Genomic DNA, 18,625 nt, shown 5'->3' on the forward strand with positions numbered 1-18,625 from the left:
ACCCCGTGTCGTCGTAATGAAGCCTCTTTCCAGAAGAAATGCCTTGCCTCCTGGGGATCCGCGAAGGACCCGCGCCAACCGCAGCACCCAACCGCAAGACCCCAGTGAGGTGGTCGAGGAGGCACGGGAAGCCAGCAGGACACAGGTGCCAGCGGTATCGTCGGCATCGATTATCGGGGCTTTGGGATGCCTGCTGGCCGGACCATCGCGTTGGCCGTCCTCTCGGTATCCGATTTCCCCGGCTGAATCGCTCTGGGAACCCTGACTCGTCGTCCAGTTTCTTCCGTCCGCTTGTCCTGTCGATGTCACTGTGCGCTAGATTTCGGGTGCGAAAGCGACCATAGGTCCACGAGGGGAGCGGCGCTCTGCTGGAGAAGCGAGGCAGTGTGCGGCAGGTGATGCTTTCCCATCGCCCGGTCCCTGTGGCCGGGCGGAAAAGTCTGGAGAAGGGCGATGACAGAACAGCACAACAGAGCGGGGTACCGCTTCCTCCTCTGGTGTGGGACCGGAATGGCCTCAACCGGTCTGCTGCTCGCGTCAGCAGGTCTCTTCTCTGGTAGGAGGAGGGAACCCGAAGTCTGGTCCTTCGTGCTCTGGGGAGTGCTGGGTGTTGCGGTCGTCGGTCTTCTGATCAGCGCCTACACCCTTTCCAGGAAGAGAGAGGGCAGAGAGGCAGTCCCTCAGGCGGGAGTGGTGCGGCGGTGGGCCTCTCTTGCGTTCCTCAGTTCGGTCGTGCTGTGCCTCGTGAAGTTTCCGAGTGAGAGTTTCTGGTGGACACGGTTCGGTTTTGTGGATCCGGAAGCGCTGTTCGCCTCGGTCACCTGGATGGGAATGGTCGCCGCGACCCTGGGTTTTCTGTTGATCTTGGTCGCGGGCGCCCAGAAGATCCGGCCTTGGCGGCAGTCCCTCACAGGACTGGCGTCCGGAGTCGTGGCTACGGCCGTGGCGGCGGCCGGAGGAGCAGTGGGAACGGTGTACGAAAAGGTGGAGCACACCACCGCCGAAGCCGCCGGGGACCCCGTGGCGGTGCCCGCCTCGGCGGAGAGAGTCGACTGGGTTTGGGAAGCACCGGAAGACGTTGCTGTCCACGACGTCCATCCCGTGCCCAGCGGTGCTCTGGTCGATGCCGGTGACGGAGTGATCTCACTGGACACCGCCACGGGTGAGGAGCGTTGGCGTTACCGAAGGCCTGGGCAGATCGCGCGATTCGCTGTCACCCCGGACGGGCAGAACGTGGTTCTCTCCTACTTCAAGAAGGAGAGAGGATTCCAGACCCGCAGGTTCGTGCTTGATACGCAGAGCGGTCGCCTGCTCGGGAACTATGACATAGGAGTCGGTATCTACCAGGAAGCCGGAGACAACGGTCAAGGAGGACCGGAACTCGACTACCGACAGGTCCAGGGGGTGGAGACCCTGGTTTCGAGAGTACGCGTCATCTCTGACGACGAGCGCGGTGGTCTCTCGGCTCACGACCTGACGGACAACAGTCTCCTCTGGGCGCGGGAAAGCGATCCGCAGTGTGTCGAACAATCCAGATCGGCGCTCGGTGACCTTCTCTTCCAAGCCGTTACGTGCGCGGATGGACTTGAGACCGACAGTGTGAGGGAAAGAACCGAGCACCTGGATTTAACGGAAGCGGAAACCAGGGTGGTGGCGCTGGACGCACTGACCGGTGAGGAGGTGTGGCGCCAGTCCTGGAAGACCAGGTCCTTCTATCCGAGGGTTTTCTTCCCGGGGATCAGGAGGAGTCTTGTCGGCCTTCCCGGATACCAGAGCCCCGGGGAATCCCTTCTCGTGGTTGAGAACACGACCAGAAACTCCTGGGAGACGTCCGGAAAGATCCTGGATCCGCAGAGCGGGGAGGTGCTCGTCGACGAGCTGGGACACGCGTCCGGCGATTCCGGCAACCCGATCCTCCACGCGAGCGGGGATTCACTTGTCGTCGGGGGCGAGGGTGCGTCCTCCGGTGTGGAGATGAGGTCCTTGGACGGGGATACCCAGAGGAGCCTCGCACTTCCCGGACCAGCGGCCGGAGGAGAAGCGGAGATCGCGTTCCTTCCCGGCGCGGTGGCATGGTTGAGCGCCGAAGGAGGGGCGGTCCACATCACACCGTGGTCCGAGGAGGAAGAGGCGAGCTCGGTTGACCTGCACAGTTGGCTGGAGGAGAGAGGTGTAACAGGCCCCTTCGGAATTCGCCCGGCTCCGGGAAGCTTGGTCGTGTACACGAGGAGCAGCGAGCAAGAAGAGGAAGAACCTGAGGGAGGAGTGATACTGGGCCTCTCCTGAGTCTTCCCCACCCGGAAGGCCTTTTTTAGAGCCCTGACACTTTGCGGAGAGTTTTCATCCTGACGCGATACCTGGGGAAACCTCGTACCGGTTTCCCGGGGGCTCTGAAAACCAGGAAGTCCCTGGTTGACGGATTGCTGCTCATGGCAACCACTCAACCAGATGCTCTGTTGCGGTGGAAATTCCCTGACTTCCGCTCCCGTCATCGCGGGAGGAATATGCAGTGGTCACCGTCCGGGACGGACTTTACCACGCAACGCTTTTCTGGCAGGCTGGCTGTCGTTCGTCCGAAGACCGGCGCGTCCTCTGCCGAATACGGTGCTCCCCTGACGGAGCGCAGACCCCGGCCGACTGACAGTGGCCTGCTGGTGTGAAGACTGACCGGGTTACGGATTTTTCCTGGGGCGGTCCGCCGGTCCTCCCACCCTCATGTTGTCGTATTCGTCAGAATTCTCTGCCTGCAGGTTATTGACAATTTTCTCATAGTAAAGATTGTGTTCGTCGAGATAGTCGTCCGCGAAAGACGATCCAGTGGAGAAGGCTCCGCCCGTCCACTGTTCCTCCCTCTTGATAAGGTTTTGGACCTGGCCGATTATTTCCGCTCTTTCTCGGTCTGAAAAAGACTCTTGTATCTCTCTCTCGGTGGCGATGCGGACATCTCCGCTCTCTGTCTCCGCCAGGATCCCCTGGGGGACTTCACTTGTCGAGACAGTTCCGTTCGCAACCATGTGCTCCAGGGTTTTTAGTCTCACGTGGTTCTCGACTATCTCCCTGTTTTCAAGATGGTCGAGAGAAACTCCTCCGTAGCCCTCTGCTTCGGGTTTTATCGAATCATCGAGGGCCATCTTGAGATATTCTGAAGCCCCCACCTTTCCTGAGTTGAAAAGGATTTCACTAGCGAATGAAAGCTCCCTTCCAGGGGGGAGGGATGAGATGATTCCTGCGCCGATGTCGACGCCGAGCTTCCTTGTCTTGTAGGTGTTCTGCCTTGCTTCGTCGGAGTCTCCGAGACGGTCCATGCTCTCGTTGTATATGGCTGCGTCCACAAGCCCTTGAAGGATTCCGGCGGTGCCAGCTGTCGGCCGCTCGCCGCTGGAGGTGTACAAGTACTCTGTGAGTTGGTCGTTGTTGTAGGTGTAGGCCGCAGACTGCAAGAGACCTGTGTACTCCTCGTTTGCGGCAATATACTGGAGGAACCGTACGCGACTCAGTGGATCGACCTGAAGCTCCTCTTCCTCTGAATCCCAGAGCGACCAAGTTCTGAGGGTCTCCCCATCCTCATTCAGAGGAAAGTTATTTCCGTCTTCCGAAGCAAATTCTTCGAGGTAAGTATAGAACACTCCGTAGAGGCTGGCCGAGAGCGACGGATTGACCTGACCAAAAGAAACCTTCTGATTTGTGTACGAATCATCTCCCTCATCGTGTGGAACCGAGTGAACAGTGTCGGTCAGTTTTTCGAACATATCATTCGATGTTGTTATCCGTATCAGACCTGCTGCTGCCTCACCGGCCATGGTCCGCTGGCTCTCGTCAGAGCTCCCCCCGTACTCGCTGATCCAATTGATGAGGTTATGTACAGAGAGCCCTTCGGCCTCCGCCTCATCCGGCCAGTCGTAAGTGAAGAGCCCCTCCATAATCTCTGAGGAGTCGATCTTGTAATCAGATTTGTTGTCTTCGCTGTCGTTCCGGTACTCCGGGTGGTAGAAGCTGTCGGTCAGGATCGCGTGGTTGGCCTCGTTGTTGCGAGTCGAGATGTCGAGGAGAATGCCGGCGTTGTCGTTGAAGAACGCCTCTCCTTCGGGGTGGAGGAACTCCGGAGACGCTCCGGCTCCGACGATGGAGGTCAGGAGAGCCGAGAAGTCCTTTCCACCCATGAGGTCTTCGTCGGAGTGCTCCAGGATGGCCGCCATCGGTTCGATGTCGGCTCCCCATCCCTGTGAGACGTCTCCTCCGCTGTACCAGTGCTCGGAGTTCAGTGCGTCACGGATGTCTTCGGGGAGGTTCTCGTACCCGCCTTCGAGGTCCTCCCGCGAGAGGACCAGTATTCCGTTTGCCAGTGTTCCCAGGATCTCCTCTTGTTCTTCTTTGCTTTTTTCGATCTCGTCAAGGTAGTAAGGAACGTTGAGGAGTCCATTGGAATGGGTGCCGATGGCGTCGTAGATCGATTTCAGTGTCTCCTGGTCCTGCCTGTCTGCTCCCGTTCCCCGGTTTCCGGCCTCAATGATCTTCATTGAGAGCATGTTCAACATCATCATCATGTCGTCGTACTCTTCGCCCCGCTGACCGGTCTTCCAGGCTTCGGACAGCTTCTCCCCCCACTCGTCCGCCTCGCTCGGACTGATCTCCGGGGCGTACTGGACCGGATCGATGTTGAACATCGACCAGTTGACGTATCCGGCGTCGATCAGGCTGCGGATGTTCGCCGGGGTGGGACCGTCGATGAGTTCCTGTTTCCGGTCGTCGGCGTTGTCCATCAACGTGTCCCAGTTGGTCTTGGCCTGGGCGTTGTACTCCTCGAGTTTCCCCTCGAGTTCGGCGATGATGTTGTCCTTGTCATCGCAGAAGAGGGAGGAGAACAGGTTGGCGTCTCCAAGGGCCGCGATCCGGTCCTCGGCGTCCTTCTTGTCGTCCTCCCACAGGCCGATGAGCCGGTTGCGTTCCCGCTTGAAGTCGTCGATGTTGTCGGCCCAGTGGTCGGTGACCGCGGCGCAGTAGCGCACCGCCCCGGACGCGTCGCGCCAGGCCTGGAGATCCTCGTCAGAGGCGCCCTCGATGTCCCACTGGACGAGTTCGGTGAACTCCATGGCGCTGTCGTCGAACTGCGCGCCCAGATCTTCGGAACGGCCGAGGATGCGGGCGCAGAACATGTCCAGCGAACTCGCCCACCCCCGCACGGTTCCGCCGTTGGCGTCGATGTCCGCAGGGTCGAAGGAGAGATCGATTCCCATGGCCTACTCGGTGTCCTTGCTTCGGTGCTTCGGCGAAAGAGCGGTCAGTACGGGCGGTACGGCGTGCCCGCCGATCCGTTGATGTCCCGGGAGAGCGAGGGCCAGGCGCCCTGGTAGCCGCCGGAGGCGTCCAGGTCGGTCAGGGCGGCCTCGCCCGCACCCGCCTGGATGTTGTTGGCCAGGGTCATGCCGTGGTCCTGGACCTTCTTGATGCTGTCGTAGTGGTCGTCGCGGAAACGGGAGTAGCCGTTGTGGACGTAGATGCTGGCCGCGTCGCGGACCTCGGTGATCAGGTCCTCGAAGGTGTCGGCCAGTCCGGCCATCGCGTTGGCCATCTCCTCGGCCGCCTCCCCCTTGGAAGCGGCCTCCTGGGGATTGGCTCCAGCCTCGTTGCCCACGTCTGTGCTCCCGTTCGCCTGGTTCGGTGCGGACGACGTGCCGAGAAATCCGACCACAGGAATCGGCCACGGTCCGAAGTCGCAGAGTAATACCAGAAAGTTTCCGAAAAGTCCCTTGTGAAGGGTGTTGCCACATGTGGCCACCGGATTGACCGGTCGTCCCTGTGTCACTAGCGTCACGAAGAGCCAGAATCGCGGAGGTGTGTCCGCCTGGCCCGCGTTCGAGGCTCCTTGCGCACTTCTCGCAGAATTTCTTGTCACAGATCTCTGTCCGAAAGGGACGACCATGAACGCTTATGTCGGTCTGACCCAGGCCGATGCCCTCGGGTCGGGTGGTGAGCAGCTCGGGATCGAGGCCGAAGGGCTGCGCTCCCAGTTGAACAACCTGATCGCCGACATGGAGAACGACGGCGAGTCGTTGCAGGGAGGCGCGCTGGCGGAGTTCCGCAAGGCGCGCTCCGAACTGAACCAGCGTTTCGACGAGCTGATCTCCTGGTGCAACAACAACGGCATCAAACTGGGTGAGGCCCAGACCCAGGTGACCCAGACCGACAACACCGCCGGCGAGGACTTCTCCAGTGCCGGAAGCGGGCTGGGCGGCCTCGCGCGTCCGATCAACCTCTGAGCGGAGGACAGCAATGGGCAACCAGTACGAGGTCTACGGAAACGTCGGCGGGCTCCAGGACATGGCGGCCACCCAGCAGGGGTATCTGGGCCGTTTCCAGGGCATCATGGAGCAGATCGACTCCCAGGCCAAGGACACCGTCGGCAAGTGGGAGGGCTCGGGCAGCCCCGAATTCCAGGCCAAGGCCGAGGAGTACAATACCCATTTCAGTGCGGTGAACGACGCCTTCGCCAAGCTCATCGACGCCACCGACGGCGCCGCCAACAATTACTCCAAACTCTCCAACTACCTGAACGGACTGTTCTAGGAGCCGTACCGGCCCGCCCCACCGGTCCCCCGCGATGCCCGACACCCCCAGAACCGACACACCCGCCAAAGGCTCCCCTGGCCCTGCGGTTCCCGAGGCGTTCCACGCCACCCCCAACGCCGAACGGTACGTTCTCCAGGCCGACGCGCTGCGCCGCCAGCAGTTGCGGGCCGCGTTGCTGTACGGGTCCAGCCGCTACTGGCGCCGCCGCCAGCGGGTCTGGCCCGCCGTGATCGCGGGTGCCATCCTCGTCGCGGTCGTGTCGGGCGGCATCGTGGTCGCCGGAGCCTTCGAAAAGCAGCAGGCCATCAACGAGGAGCGCTTCCAGCAGTACGGACAGCCGAGCACCTCGACCAGTCCGGCGGAACCGTCGGCGTCCTCCCCTTCGGCGACGCAGTGAGAGGGGAACACGGGTGAGCGGTCACCAGCACGGCACCGACTGGGTGGCGGGCTTCCACAGCCTGGAGGAGTTGTACCGGGGGCGGACCGCGCTGCTGTACCGGGCGGTGCGGTCCAGCACCGGCGCGCACGCCGTGCTCAAGGTGATGCGCGCCGACGACCGGACGGAGCGCGAGATCGCCGCCACGCGCATGGTGGCGGGCCAGCCCGGCACCGTGGCCCTGCTCGACCTCGGCCGCACGGCCACGGGAGAGCCGTTCCTCGCGACGGCCTACTACCCGGACGGCTCCTATGCGGCGATCACCTCCCGCGGTGGTCCGCTCTCCGTCCGGGAGTCGGCCGCGGTGGGGCGCGCGGTCGCGGTCGGGCTGACCGCCGTGCACACGCGGGGGATGCTGCACAACGACGTCACTCCCGGCAACATCCTGCGCGCCGGATCGGGTGCGGTGCTCATCGACTTCGGGTCGGTCGGTCCGGTCGGCGCGCCGCCGGTCCCCGGCGACCTCCGGTCGGAGACCACGCTGCACGCTCCGCCCGAGGCGCTGCGCGGCGAACCGCAGTCCGTGGCCTCCGACGTCTACCGACTCGCCTCCGTCCTGTGGTTCCTGCTCGCCGGGCGGGCGCCGTTCGCGGTTCGGGAGGGCGCCCCCGGCCCGGAGGGCTACCGGGACCGGGCCCTGTCGATGCCGGCCCATCCGGTGCCCCGCCCGGACGTGCCCGAACGGGTGCAGGAGGTGCTGCTCCGCGCGCTGGCCAAGGGCCCGGCGGACCGGTACGCGACCCCGGCGGAGTTCGCCGCCGCACTGGAGGAGGCCCGTGTCTCGGCGCCTGCTCGACCGGCTGCTCCGCCGCGACCCCCGGAACCGTTGCCGGAGCAGCCCGAGCCCCAGACGACAGGCAGAGTTTCGCCTCGGCTGAGCGGACGCGGTCTGCCGCTCAACCGTGGTGAAGCCGACCTCGCGAGTGCTCCAGACTGGTCCGCGCCGACCCCGCCCTCCGTTCTGTCCGCGCCCACCGGGCCGAACGCGCCGCGCAGGTCCGCGCCGGAGCCTCCGACGCAGCCGGTCCGCCCATCGGAAGCACAACCCGAGGCCGTCCAGCCGTCGACCCCCGCCGCGCCCACCGGGCCGCCCGCCGCCCCGGTCGACAGCGCTCCGCCGCGGCGAGGCGGGCACGCAGGCCGCCAGAGCGATTCCGCACCCGATGCGGCCCCGGTCCGGCCGGAGCAGCACGCACCCGAACCACCGGTTCCGGCGATCGCGGAGCGGGACCGTGAACCGGACCGCATTCTCGACGGTGGCCTGCACGAATGGGCGTGGACGCGGTTGGAGGGGTGGTCCGGGACCGCCGAGACGGCGGCGCTGCCGCGTGACGGTGACGACGACACCGACGACGATCGGCACGACGATTCGGTGCTTTCTCCCGCCGGTTCGGTGGAGAGCGAGCGTCGCCCGCTGTACGTCGCGGCGGTGGTGTTGTCCATCGTGTTCTTCTCCGGCACGTCGGGCATGCTGTCCCTGCTGTCTCCCGGCCCGTGGTGGAGTGGCGACCTGGTCCCGACAGCAGCGGCGGAGCCGAGTCCGTCAGCGCAGCCGTCGCCGAGCCCGCCCCCCTCACCGTCGCCCAGCGAACCGCCCCTGGTGCCGGTCGAACCCACCGGCATCTGGATGTACGACAACGGCAGCAGCGTCCAACTGTTCTGGGTCGACAACACCGAGGGCGACGTCCCCCACCACGTGTTCGGCGGGCCGGAGGGGCTGGCCCGCGCCTCCGTGCTGGAAGCCGAGCCGGGAGCGGAGACCGCGATCGTCTCCGGTCTCGACCCCGCGCTGGAGTACTGCTTCACCGTCGCGGCGGTGGCCGGGGAGAGCGAGGAGCAGATCGTCCACTCCGGTGTGATCTGCACGACGCGCGCTGAGGACCTGCTCGAACAGCAGGAGGAAGCGGAGGAGTCCGCCGCGGAGGAGAGCCCCGAGGCGGAGGGGAGTCCGTCCTCCGACGCGGCGGAGTAGTCCTTCCAGGGCGCCGAGCCCGGCGCCTCCCTGCCATGGAAGCGAAGAAGACCGGCTCTGAGGCATGCGTCTTCTTTAACCTAACAGTGTTAGGTATGGTGGGCCCCAAGGGGGGATGAGGCCGAAGCACAGAACGGAACGTCCACCATGTCCGCTGAGGAAACCGCAGCGTCCCGCCCATCGGGAAAGCCGGGATACTCCGCCCCGCACTTCGTCGCCCGGTTCGGTTGGGGACTGCTGGGTGCGGGACTGCTGGCACTGCCCCTCAGCGACCACCTGCGGTCCACCTCCGCCGATCCCGCCTCGCCACTGCCGCTGCGCTTCCTGTTCTGGCTGGTGGTCGGCTTCTGCGGGTTTCTGGTGGTGCTGCTCCGGCTGTCCGACAAGCAGCACGCCCCGGTCACCGGGCGTGGTGAACGCCTGGTCGTCCTGGGCATCGGGGGCGCCGCCGGGAGCCTGGCGCTCCTGGAGTCCTTCACGCTCCTCCCATCCGTCCTCGGCACGAACGTGGGGCGTCCGGAACTGGTGCTGCGTTGGGTGGGGTTGGTGTCCGTGGTGGTCGGAGCGGTCCTGGCCGCCGTCTTCCCCACCCGCGGCGCCCGCCCTCGGGGTCGCCGTCCACTCCTCGGCTTTGTCAGCGGTGTGCTCGCGGTGCTGGTGGTGGCCTCGGCGTCGTGGGTGTGGGCCGTGGGGCGTTCGGTGTGGCACACCACGGCCGCTGCCGTCGATCCCGGGCCGGTGCCGTCGACGGTGCACGAGGTCGCCTGGACCTGGGAACCTCCCCGGGGCGTCGAGTTGTGGAACGTGCTGCCCACGGCGAGCGGCGCGGTCGCGGTCCTCGACGACGGCGTGATCGGACTGGACACCGCCACGGGTGAGGAGAGGTGGCACTACCGCAGGCCCGGCACCGGCGTGGCGGCCAACGTCACCCCCGACGGAAAGACCGTTGTGCTCACCTTCCGGATCACCGACTACCGCCTCCTCGGTGATGGGAACCGCCGGGAGGCCCTGCTCGCGCTGGACGCCGCCACCGGACGGGTGCTCGGTGACGGTCTGGTACCGCCGGAGTCGCCGCCGCTGGGGGCGTCGTGGACCGACGCCGAGTCGTGGCCCGACCTGTACGTCGGAGGGCTGACCGCGGATGCCCTGATCACCTGGCCCGGCACCGAGGAGCTCCGTTCTCTCGGAGCCTTGGACCTGCGCACCGGCGAGATGCGCTGGACGGCGGACACCGACCCCGACTGCCGGATTCCGTCGGGAAGAACGATCTGGTGGCTGCGGACCCTGCCCGACACGGTGCTGCTCCCGCAGCTCTGTTCCGAGAACGGAGGGGAGACCGCGCGGATCACCGCGTTCGACGCGGACAGTGGGGAGCACCGCTGGGTCCACGAACAGCCGGTGCCGGGGCAGCGGGGATACCGGTGGCTCGTGGTCGCCGGGCACCACGCGCCCTTCGGCCACCCCCGCGGTGCGGGCCGCGGCAACGGCGAGCGACCGAACAGTCCGGTGGTCGTCGTGGCGTGGGACGGGGACAGCGGTCACCTGGTACTGGACAGCGCCACAGGCGAGGTACTGGCCGACGGAGCCGACCACGCCACCGGATGCGGAGGGCTCGCCCACTACACCGCGGAGACGGTCGCCGTGCTGTGCCCCGGCGAAGTGGAGCAGACGCTGCGCCTGGAGAAGCGCACCCTGGACGGCGACGCCGTGGCCGGTGTCGAGATACCCACCCGGCTCGGCTTCGACACCCTCGGAGCCGAACCGCTGTCCACAGCCGAGGTCGACTGGCTGTCCCTGGCCGGGGCCGGGGTGGCGGTCTGGGGTTACCAGACACCCGACGGACAGTCCCGCCTCGAGGCGTACGTCGCCGAGTGGGACGGCGACGTACGCACCATCGCACTGCCCGACACGGGGCGGAGTTGGACCAGGCTGCGGTCCGTCCCCGGGGCGGTCCTCGCCTACGCCAACGAAAGCCGGGAGGTGGTCGGTCTCCGATGAGCATCCCCGAACCGTCGAACCCCACCGCGAGACGAGGAGTGACGATGCACGGGACACCTGGTCCTCCGCCCGCTGCCCGCCTAGGCGGGCAGGCGCCTTCCGTCTCGGGGAACGGACTGCGGAACCTCGTCGCCTGGGCCGGTCTGGGAATGCTGTACACCAGGAACCCCGGTGACTGTCTTCGGGCTCCCCTACGCGCTCCTCACGTACGGGACAGTGGGGGCTTTGCTGTTCGTCCTCATCGTCTCGCCATGGTGGCTCTCCATCGTGGCCCTGTTGACCGTCCTGTTCCTCGTGGTCGGCGGGCTGGTGAAGCTGACCGTGGTGTTCGCCTCGAAGGACGGGCACCGTGCCGCCGCTTCGGCCAGGCGGTTCCGGAACGGTGCGGGAGTGCTGGCACTGCTGGGTGTTCTGGTCCTGCTGCGGCCGGGTTCCTTCTACGCCCCACTCGCGTTCGCGGCCTGGGCTGGTCTGGTGCTCGCGGTGGTCGGGGCGGTGCTGGTCGAGCGGCTGTGGCCGTACCGCACCCTGCGCCCGCCGGTCCTCTCGCTGGGAGGGCCGGCTGTCGGAGCGGCCGTGGCACTGGCCCTGGTCGGGCTGTTGGCGGTGTGGCCCGGCATGCTCCTGGCGGAGCACTACACAACCGTCGACCACTGATCACGTGTCTGCTCCCCGCCCCGACGATGCCGGCCCCGCCCCTCCGGAAGCGAGTGGAGTTGGCCACCGGTTCTGCTGACAGCGGTGAGTCCAAGTGAACGGAAGAGAGGAAACCCGTGGGTTCTGACGGTCACTCCACGCCTGTGCGAGTCTTCGAGTGGGGGCGGTCCCGGCGTGGTTGTCTCCCCTGGTCGGGGGTTGGTCTGCTGGGAGCCGGATCACTGGTGGCGGTGGTCGCGGCCTACTCGATCCTCGTGGTCCGCGACCCGTTCGTGGCCCTCTTCGCCTTCCTGCCGTTTCTTGTGGTTGTGGTGGCCGTGCTCGTGTGGTGGGTGCGGGTGGCCGTGGCGTTCCGGCGAGGGGAGGACCACCGCGGCCTCGTGGGGGCCCGAGCGGTCAGGTGGTTCGGGATCGGCGCGGGAGCGGCGGCGCTCGCGACCTCTCCCGTGCTGCTCAAGCCGGACTACTACCACGGTCCGTCGGCGGCCGCGACCTGGGCCGGCCTGGCGTCCGTGGTGGTCGGGACGGTCCTGACGAGGCGGCGGGACAGCCGCTGGGAACCGCGTCCGAGGGGCGGCCTGCTGGGCATGGTGAGCGGTGTGGCCGTAGCGGTGCTGGTGGCCGCCGCCGCGTGGTGGTCGGGCGCGGAGCGCGCGGTGCGGCACACGACAGTCGAGGCGGTCGCCCCCCAACCGGTTCCCGAGACGGTCAGCGGAATCGCCTGGACCTGGGAGGCGCCGGAAGACATGGGGTCACCGGAGCACTCCACGGTCCGGGACCTGAACATACTCGTGCTCTCCACGGCCGCGGGCGCGGTCGTGGAGACCGGGGACGGTGTGATCGCGCTGGACACCGCCACGGGCGAGGAGACCTGGCAGTACCGCCTGGCCGGGGTCACCGTGTGGGCCGGCGTCTCCTCCGACGGAAGGACCGTCGAACTCGTGCTCCGCCACGACGGCTGGGAAGGCAAGCCCTACTATGGTTCCATCTTTCTGGACGCCGCGACCGGAGAGATCCTCCAACCCGGTGCGGTGCCTCAGGATCTCGACTTCTCCGGCGGTGCCGAGTTCCTGACGGAAGTGGCTCCGGAGATCCAGGGAGCGGCGACACGGATTCCCGGCATCGGGCCGTCCCACGAGTTGCGGTCGGCTCCCGGAGCGATCCTCGCCGTCGACAACGCCGCCGTGACGGTCACCGGGCTCGCCTGACCACCGCACCGGCCGCCCGCCGACCGTCTCGACCGCGCATCCGGGACGGGGGCTCACCGGGGTTCCCAGATCCGCATCTCCGCTCCGGTGAGAGCGCCCGGGGTCCGTTCGACCGGGGGACGCGCCTCGGCCCAGGACAGTCCGCCGTGGCCGCAAGCGCCCGGGAGGCGTCAACCGCGCAGATACCCGCCGACCACCCCGACCGCGCGGTCCACGTCGGCGGCGTCGGTGGACAGGTGGAAGGCGCAGCGCAGGCGGCCCGCGCGCATGGTGGCGATGACGTCCTGCGCGGCCAGTGCGTCGGCGGCGTCCGCGGCGACCTCCAGGCTCACGATCGCGGAGTCCGTCGGAGGAAGTCCCAACCCGGCGCAGAACCGGTTGGCCAGCGCGACGTTGTGCGCGCCGATCGCCGCCTCGCCGAGGTCGGCGAGCATCTCCAGGGCCGGGGCCAACCCCACCCAGGACGCCCAGACCGGGGAGACGTTGAACCGGCGCGCGTCGGGGGCCAGGCGCATCCTCGTACCGTAGAACGACTCCGGCACGGTTTCGGCCGCGAACCAGTTGGCGGCAATCGGGGTCAGGTCGGCCAGCGCCTCCTCGGTCCCGGCGAGGAAGCACGCGCCCCGCGGCCCCAGCAGCCACTTGTAGGCGCTGCACACCAGGTAGTCCACCCGGTCCGCGGGGATCGGCAGCCACCCGGACGACTGGGTGGTGTCCAGCAGCACCCGCGCCCCGTGCGCGGAGGCGGCGGCCAGCAGTCCCCCGACGTCGACGACGTACCCGTCGGCGGACTGCGCGGCCGAGACCGCGACGAGGTCCACCGCCGAGTCCACCGCGTCGACGATCCGCCGCACCGGCACCGGCCGCACCTTGACGCCGCGCTCGGCGGCGGCCACGAAGGGATAGGTCACCGAGGTGAAGTCCTCCTCGGCCACCACGACGGTCGCCCCTGGGGGCAGCGACGCCGCGACCAGGCCGACGAACTGGGAGGCCTGCGAGCCGGCCGCCACCCGCGACCGGGGGACTCCCACGAGTCGGGCGAAGGCGGCGCGCGACCGCTCCACCGCCTCGTCGAAGACGGGCAGGGACAGTCGCCCCGCGGCGCGGTCGCGTTCGACGGCCAGCGTCGCCTCGTGTGCGGCGCGGGGCGGCAGGCCGCAGGACGCGGTGTTCAGGTAGACGACATCGCGGGTGAACTGGTCACGGACCGAAGCGGGAAGCAGCGTCGCGGTATCCATATCAGGATCTTCGGTGAGCGAAGGTAAAAGCACAAGAAGACATCTTCGGCATGACCCATAAGCGATGTTGATACCTTGGGGATGTGCTGGACCTGAACCGACTGCGGGTGCTGTGTGAGGTCGCCCGCCTGGGGTCGATGACCGCCGCCGCGCGCTCCCTCTCCTACACCCAGCCCGCCGTCTCCCACCACATCGCCCGCCTCGAAGCGGAGGCGGGCACGCCGCTGGTGGTGCGGCACGGGCGTGGCGTGCGGCTCACCGAGGCCGGTCGGATCCTGGTCGGCCACGCCGACGCCGTACTGGCCCGGTTGGCGACCGCCGAGGAGGAGGTCGCCGCCATCGCGGGACTGCGGTCGGGCCGGGTGCGCCTGGCCGCCTTCCCCACGGCCACGGCCGGAATCGTGCCGCAGGCCCTGGCCGCGCTGCGGAACCGCGCCCCAGGGGTCGCGGTCACCCTCGTCGAGGCGGAGCCGCCCGAGTCGCTCGCCCTGCTGCGTACGGGCGAGGTGGACGTGGCGGTCGCCTTCGCCTACGACGAGACACCCCCCGACGTGGACACCGGGACGCGGGAGGTCGTGCTCTCCCGGGAACGGGTGCGGCTGCTGCTCCCCGGAGACCATCCGCTCGCCGCCGAGAACCCGCTCGAACTGGCGGCCCTGCGCGGCGAGACCTGGGTGGCGGGCTGTGAGCGCTGCCGGTCGCACCTGGTCCACGTCTGCGGTCGGGCGGGGTTCGAGCCGAGGGTCGCCTACGCCACCGACGACCACCTGGCCGTGCAGCGCCTGGTCTCCCTGGGAATGGCGGTCGGGGTGCTGCCGCAACTCGCCCTGTCACTGCACCGGGGGGAGAACGTCGCGGTGGTCGACTCCCCGGAGCTGGGCTGGCGGCGCCTGTTCGCGGTGATCGCCGCGGGAACGGTACCGCCCGCGGTCGCCGCGCTCGTGGACGAGCTGGCCGCCACCGTGGGTCAACTCAGCTCGGGAAACCAGGAGGGATCGTAGACGCGGGCGGCCACCACGTCGCGCTGCTGCAGGGCGGCGCGCAGCGCCCGGTGCAGACCGTCCTCCAGGTAGAGTTCGCCCCTCCAGCGCACCACGTGGGGGAACAGGTCCCCGAAGAAGGTGGAGTCCTTGGCGAGCAGATGCTCCAGATCCAGGGTGGCCTTGGTGGTCACCAGCTCATCCAGTCGGACCTGACTCGGCGAGATACGCGTCCACGCACTCGCGGAGAGGCCGTGATCAGGATAAGGACGGCCGTTGCCGACCCGCTTGAAGACCATGCACCAATGGTAAGCGGGAACGGACAGTCGGTGAGAGAAGAACCGGAACCGGACACCCGTGGGGCGCAGAGAGTTTCCGGTACGCCGACAGGGGGCGGTGAATTTCTTCTCCGGGCGGTCCGGAAGACCCGAGGAAACCGGAGAACAGCGTGGTCACGCCTCCGAAGGGCTCCCGATGTGGCATATACCTCCGCCCCCGGGGGATTGACGGCCGTGAAACGGGCACAACAGGCATGCGGCTGTCGCGGTCCCCCTCCGGACAGCCAGGAAGAGGGCGGATTTCCGGGCGTCGGACCCCACCGGGGCCGGAATCTCGACTGTTTCGGAGTTTTGCACGGTTACCATCGTTAACATTTGGTACGCGGCGACTTTCCCCACTCCGTCACATGCCTGACGAAACCCGACACCGCGAACCCACGAACGCAACACATTGAGGAGGCGTGCGAATGTCGGAGCCGGACTCGGCGGCGCAGTGGTCCCACGCTCAGCGGGTGACCGACCTACTGCGGCGGCGCCGCGAACAGGCAGCGCAGCGGTGGGCGGAACTGCCGCTGTTTCGCACCGTGTTCACGGTCAGCCGGGACGAGGCGGTGGAGGCCGCGCGCGCCGTGGTGGACGCGCTCACGGCGGTGGCCGCCTCAGGACGCGCCAACGACATCGAAGCCCCGGGTTTCGATCCGGTGCGAGCCCAGATCGGACGGATGGCCGCGGCACGCTCCCGCGCCGGACAGTCGGTGAGCCAGGTCATCGGCGAGGTGGCCGACCTGAGGGACGTGGTCCTGGAACTCCTGGAGGCCGACACCGCACAGGAGCCACCGGAACGGCGGTACGCGGCCACCGCCTACGTCACCGAACTGCTGGCGACCCTGCGCCTGGTGACGATGGAGACCATGCTCCACGAGGGCCAGGAGATCATCCTGCGGCAACGCCAGCAACTGCTGGAGGTGGCCACCCCGGTGATCAAACTGTGGGACGGCGTGGTGGCCCTGCCGCTCATCGGTACGCTCGACAGCGCACGCAGCCAGGTGGTGATGGAGAACCTGCTGGAAGCGATCGTCGCCCAACAGGCCAAGGTGGCGCTGCTCGACATCACCGGTGTGGCCACGGTCGACACCCAGGTGGCCCAGCATCTGATGAAAACAGTCGCTTCGGCACGGCTGATGGGCGCCGAGTGCATCATCTCCGGCATCCGTCCGGCGATCGCGCAGGCCATCGTCCAACTCGGCATCGACCTGGAGTCCGTGATCACCCGTGCCACCCTGGCCGACGCGCTGGCGCTGGCCCTGCACCGTGTCGGTCTCCAGGTGCGGTCCTCCAATCTCGAGCAGCCCTAAGGAAGGACGGACGTCGGTGTCCCAGATCCCGGTCATCCCTCTCGGAGACGTCCTACTCGTCAGCATCCAGGGCGAGCTGCACGACGCGATGGCATTGAGCCTGCAGAACGACGTCACCATGGCGATCGAGCAGCACGGTGCTCGCGGGGTGATCATCGACATCTCCGCCGTCGACATGGTCGACTCCTTCCTCGGCCGTGTCCTGGCCGAGATCGCCGCCTGCTCCCGGCTGCTCGGCGCGGACACGGTGGTGGTGGGTATGCGCCCGGCCGTCGCCATCACCCTGGTGGAACTCGGCCTGACCCTGCCGGAGCTGCGCACGGCACGCACGGTCGCGGACGCCGCGGCACTGCTCGGCCTGTGGGTGCCCTTCCAGACACCGCGCACGTCAACGGCGCCACCGGAGGAGATCGACGGCGGTAGCGGAACACGGGATGTTTCATGAGCGCGGCCGGGGGTACGGCGGCACGGTTGCCGATCCTTTCCGACGCCGACCTGTCCCTGGTCCGGCAGCGCGTGAGGGCCAAGGCACAGGAACTCGGGTTCGGGCTGGTGCAGCAGACCAAGCTGGTGACCGCCGCCAGCGAACTGGCGCGTAACACTCTCGTCCACGGCGGGGGTGGGGAGATGGAGATGACCGAGGTGACACAGACCGGCAGACACGGTCTGCGGCTGAGCTTCATCGACTCCGGACCGGGGCTCGCCGATGTCGAACAGGCCCTCACCGACGGCTACACCACGGGCAACGGTCTGGGTATGGGACTGGGCGGTGCGCGTCGCCTGGTGCACGAGTTCACCATCGACACCGCTCCGCAGCGGGGGACGACCGTCACGATCGTGGCGTGGGCGTCGACGCCAGTGGACTCCCCGGTAGTGCGGAGATGACCAACGTCTGGGACATCCCCGTGTACGACCCGACACGGATCAGGGATGTGCGCTCGGCGGCCGAGGAGGCCGCCAGGCGGGCGGGGTTCGGCATTCTGCGCGGCGCGTCGGCGGCCCTGGTGGCCACCGAGATGACCACCAACCTCCTCAGGCACGGGGGCGGCGGGCAGGTGCTCATCGAGACGCTGCCGCACGCGGCGGGCGCCCGCCCCAGCGAGGTGCAGATCCTGGCTGTCGACCACGGCCCCGGCATCAGTGATCTCGCCGCCGCCGTGCGGGACGGAGTCTCCGGCGCCTCCTCCCTCGGCGCCGGACTGGGAACCTGCCAGCGCACCGCGGACGTGTTCGACATCCACAGCGTGCCGGGTCGGGGAACCGTGGCTCTGGCCCAGCTCTTCCGCACCTCCCACGACCGGCCGAGACATGCAGCGTGCGCGGGCACGCCCGCCCGGGTGGGGGGACTGCACCTGCCGATGGCGGGTGTCGGGCTGTCGGGCGACGCCTGGACCTGCTGGGCCTCCCGGGACGTCCTCAACGTGGTGGTCGTCGACGGTCTGGGCCACGGACCCGATGCGGCAGAGGCCAGCGACGCGGCGGTCCGCCGGTTCCACGAGAACCCCGACCTGCCACCGGACCTGCTGCTACGGGAGTTGGACGCCGCGCTGCGCCGGACCCGGGGCGCGGCGGCGGCCGTCGTCCGCATCGACACGCGCGCCGGTCGGCTCCACCACGCGGGGATCGGCAACGTCACGGCCCGGCTCCGGACCGGGGACCGGTGGCACCACCTGCTGTCCCGGCCAGGCATCGTCGGTGTGCACCGGCCGTCCCGCATCCAGGTCGAGCACCACCCCTGGGACGCCGACAGCCTGCTGGTCATCCACAGCGACGGGTTGCCCAGCCGCTGGGAGTACCGTGGCGACGGAGATCTGGCCCGACGAGACCCGGCCACGATCGCCGCGGTACTGCTGCGTGACGCGGGCAGTCCGGCCAGCCTGACCCGCGACGACACCACCGTCGTCGCGGTGACCGCGGACCCCTCCTGACAGGAACG

The 18,625-nt window shown here is 67.7% G+C and carries 17 protein-coding genes; 13 read left to right on the forward strand and 4 right to left on the reverse strand.

Translation table 11 applies throughout. From position 1 onward, the window contains the following. Positions 1-453 precede the first annotated feature (453 nt). On the forward strand, positions 454-2,286 hold the full coding sequence (locus NI17_RS20305) for a PQQ-binding-like beta-propeller repeat protein (RefSeq protein ID WP_147417024.1): 1,833 nt from the start codon (positions 454-456) through the stop codon (positions 2,284-2,286). Positions 2,287-2,672: 386 nt separating this feature from the next. Here the strand turns inward: NI17_RS20305 and NI17_RS20310 are convergent, their stop codons facing one another. Next, entirely contained in the window at positions 2,673-5,234 is a 2,562-nt protein-coding gene (locus NI17_RS20310; RefSeq protein WP_068693119.1) for a TPR repeat domain-containing protein, read from the reverse strand. Between the two features lie 44 nt (positions 5,235-5,278). Further along, a complete protein-coding gene (locus tag NI17_RS20315; protein ID WP_084012783.1) occupies positions 5,279-5,632 on the reverse strand; it encodes a hypothetical protein in 354 nt (117 codons plus the stop codon). 286 nt (positions 5,633-5,918) lie between these two features. Here NI17_RS20315 and NI17_RS20320 point away from each other — a divergent pair, with 286 nt between their 5' ends. From NI17_RS20320 to NI17_RS20350, 7 genes are all read left to right on the forward strand, one after another. Beyond that, positions 5,919-6,257: a hypothetical protein gene (locus NI17_RS20320; protein WP_068693120.1), complete on the forward strand. Its 339-nt coding sequence runs from the start codon at positions 5,919-5,921 to the stop codon at positions 6,255-6,257. 13 nt (positions 6,258-6,270) lie between these two features. Next, complete coding sequence (locus NI17_RS20325) at positions 6,271-6,564, forward strand: WXG100 family type VII secretion target (RefSeq protein WP_068693121.1); 294 nt, start codon at positions 6,271-6,273, stop codon at positions 6,562-6,564. A 34-nt stretch (positions 6,565-6,598) separates the two neighbouring features. Next, entirely contained in the window at positions 6,599-6,964 is a 366-nt protein-coding gene (locus tag NI17_RS20330) for a hypothetical protein (RefSeq protein WP_068693122.1), read from the forward strand. Positions 6,965-6,977: 13 nt separating this feature from the next. Next, on the forward strand, positions 6,978-8,975 hold the full coding sequence (locus NI17_RS20335; RefSeq protein ID WP_068693123.1) for a serine/threonine protein kinase: 1,998 nt from the start codon (positions 6,978-6,980) through the stop codon (positions 8,973-8,975). Positions 8,976-9,122: 147 nt separating this feature from the next. Then, complete coding sequence (locus NI17_RS20340) at positions 9,123-10,973, forward strand: PQQ-binding-like beta-propeller repeat protein (protein WP_068693124.1); 1,851 nt, start codon at positions 9,123-9,125, stop codon at positions 10,971-10,973. Positions 10,974-11,144: 171 nt separating this feature from the next. Further along, a complete protein-coding gene (locus tag NI17_RS20345) occupies positions 11,145-11,630 on the forward strand; it encodes a DoxX family protein (RefSeq protein ID WP_147417016.1) in 486 nt (161 codons plus the stop codon). Positions 11,631-11,854: 224 nt separating this feature from the next. Next, on the forward strand, positions 11,855-12,838 hold the full coding sequence (locus tag NI17_RS20350; RefSeq protein WP_068693126.1) for a hypothetical protein: 984 nt from the start codon (positions 11,855-11,857) through the stop codon (positions 12,836-12,838). Between the two features lie 170 nt (positions 12,839-13,008). Here NI17_RS20350 and NI17_RS20355 read toward each other — a convergent pair whose 3' ends face one another. Continuing rightward, entirely contained in the window at positions 13,009-14,076 is a 1,068-nt protein-coding gene (locus NI17_RS20355) for an aminotransferase class V-fold PLP-dependent enzyme (RefSeq protein ID WP_068693127.1), read from the reverse strand. A gap of 83 nt (positions 14,077-14,159) precedes the next feature. Here NI17_RS20355 and NI17_RS20360 point away from each other — a divergent pair, with 83 nt between their 5' ends. Further along, positions 14,160-15,077: a LysR family transcriptional regulator gene (locus tag NI17_RS20360; protein ID WP_068693128.1), complete on the forward strand. Its 918-nt coding sequence runs from the start codon at positions 14,160-14,162 to the stop codon at positions 15,075-15,077. Here NI17_RS20360 and NI17_RS20365 read toward each other — a convergent pair. Then, on the reverse strand, positions 15,044-15,355 hold the full coding sequence (locus NI17_RS20365; RefSeq protein WP_068693129.1) for a type II toxin-antitoxin system VapB family antitoxin: 312 nt from the start codon (positions 15,353-15,355) through the stop codon (positions 15,044-15,046). The genes NI17_RS20360 and NI17_RS20365 overlap by 34 nt on opposite strands. A gap of 446 nt (positions 15,356-15,801) precedes the next feature. Here NI17_RS20365 and NI17_RS20370 point away from each other — a divergent pair, with 446 nt between their 5' ends. From NI17_RS20370 to NI17_RS20385, 4 genes are read left to right on the forward strand one after another with little or no spacing between them, the layout of a single operon-like run. Beyond that, positions 15,802-16,689 (forward strand): STAS domain-containing protein, encoded by an 888-nt coding sequence (locus tag NI17_RS20370; protein WP_068693130.1) that lies wholly within the window; start codon positions 15,802-15,804, stop codon positions 16,687-16,689. 16 nt (positions 16,690-16,705) lie between these two features. Further along, positions 16,706-17,134, forward strand: coding sequence for an STAS domain-containing protein (locus tag NI17_RS20375; protein WP_084012784.1), 429 nt, complete (start codon positions 16,706-16,708; stop codon positions 17,132-17,134). Beyond that, positions 17,131-17,574, forward strand: coding sequence for an anti-sigma regulatory factor (locus NI17_RS20380; protein WP_068693131.1), 444 nt, complete (start codon positions 17,131-17,133; stop codon positions 17,572-17,574). The genes NI17_RS20375 and NI17_RS20380 overlap by 4 nt, the downstream gene beginning before the upstream one ends. Next, positions 17,571-18,617: an ATP-binding SpoIIE family protein phosphatase gene (locus tag NI17_RS20385; protein ID WP_068693132.1), complete on the forward strand. Its 1,047-nt coding sequence runs from the start codon at positions 17,571-17,573 to the stop codon at positions 18,615-18,617. The genes NI17_RS20380 and NI17_RS20385 overlap by 4 nt, the downstream gene beginning before the upstream one ends. The last annotated feature ends 8 nt before the right edge of the window (positions 18,618-18,625 follow it).

This window comes from Thermobifida halotolerans (genome assembly GCF_003574835.2).
Lineage (GTDB): Bacteria > Actinomycetota > Actinomycetes > Streptosporangiales > Streptosporangiaceae > Thermobifida > Thermobifida halotolerans.

Excerpts from the sequence above, each read along its gene's own strand:
- NI17_RS20330 (WP_068693122.1), top strand. The coding sequence starts at position 6,599 with ATGCCCGACACCCCCAGAACCGACACACCCGCCAAAGGCTCCCCTGGC.
- NI17_RS20385 (WP_068693132.1), top strand. The coding sequence starts at position 17,571 with ATGACCAACGTCTGGGACATCCCCGTGTACGACCCGACACGGATCAGG.
- NI17_RS20365 (WP_068693129.1), bottom strand. The coding sequence starts at position 15,355 with ATGGTCTTCAAGCGGGTCGGCAACGGCCGTCCTTATCCTGATCACGGC.
- NI17_RS20380 (WP_068693131.1), top strand. The coding sequence starts at position 17,131 with ATGAGCGCGGCCGGGGGTACGGCGGCACGGTTGCCGATCCTTTCCGAC.
- NI17_RS20340 (WP_068693124.1), top strand. The coding sequence starts at position 9,123 with ATGTCCGCTGAGGAAACCGCAGCGTCCCGCCCATCGGGAAAGCCGGGA.
- NI17_RS20310 (WP_068693119.1), bottom strand. The coding sequence starts at position 5,234 with ATGGGAATCGATCTCTCCTTCGACCCTGCGGACATCGACGCCAACGGC.
- NI17_RS20355 (WP_068693127.1), bottom strand. The coding sequence starts at position 14,076 with ATGGATACCGCGACGCTGCTTCCCGCTTCGGTCCGTGACCAGTTCACC.
- NI17_RS20370 (WP_068693130.1), top strand. The coding sequence starts at position 15,802 with ATGTCGGAGCCGGACTCGGCGGCGCAGTGGTCCCACGCTCAGCGGGTG.
- NI17_RS20305 (WP_147417024.1), top strand. The coding sequence starts at position 454 with ATGACAGAACAGCACAACAGAGCGGGGTACCGCTTCCTCCTCTGGTGT.
- NI17_RS20320 (WP_068693120.1), top strand. The coding sequence starts at position 5,919 with ATGAACGCTTATGTCGGTCTGACCCAGGCCGATGCCCTCGGGTCGGGT.
- NI17_RS20325 (WP_068693121.1), top strand. The coding sequence starts at position 6,271 with ATGGGCAACCAGTACGAGGTCTACGGAAACGTCGGCGGGCTCCAGGAC.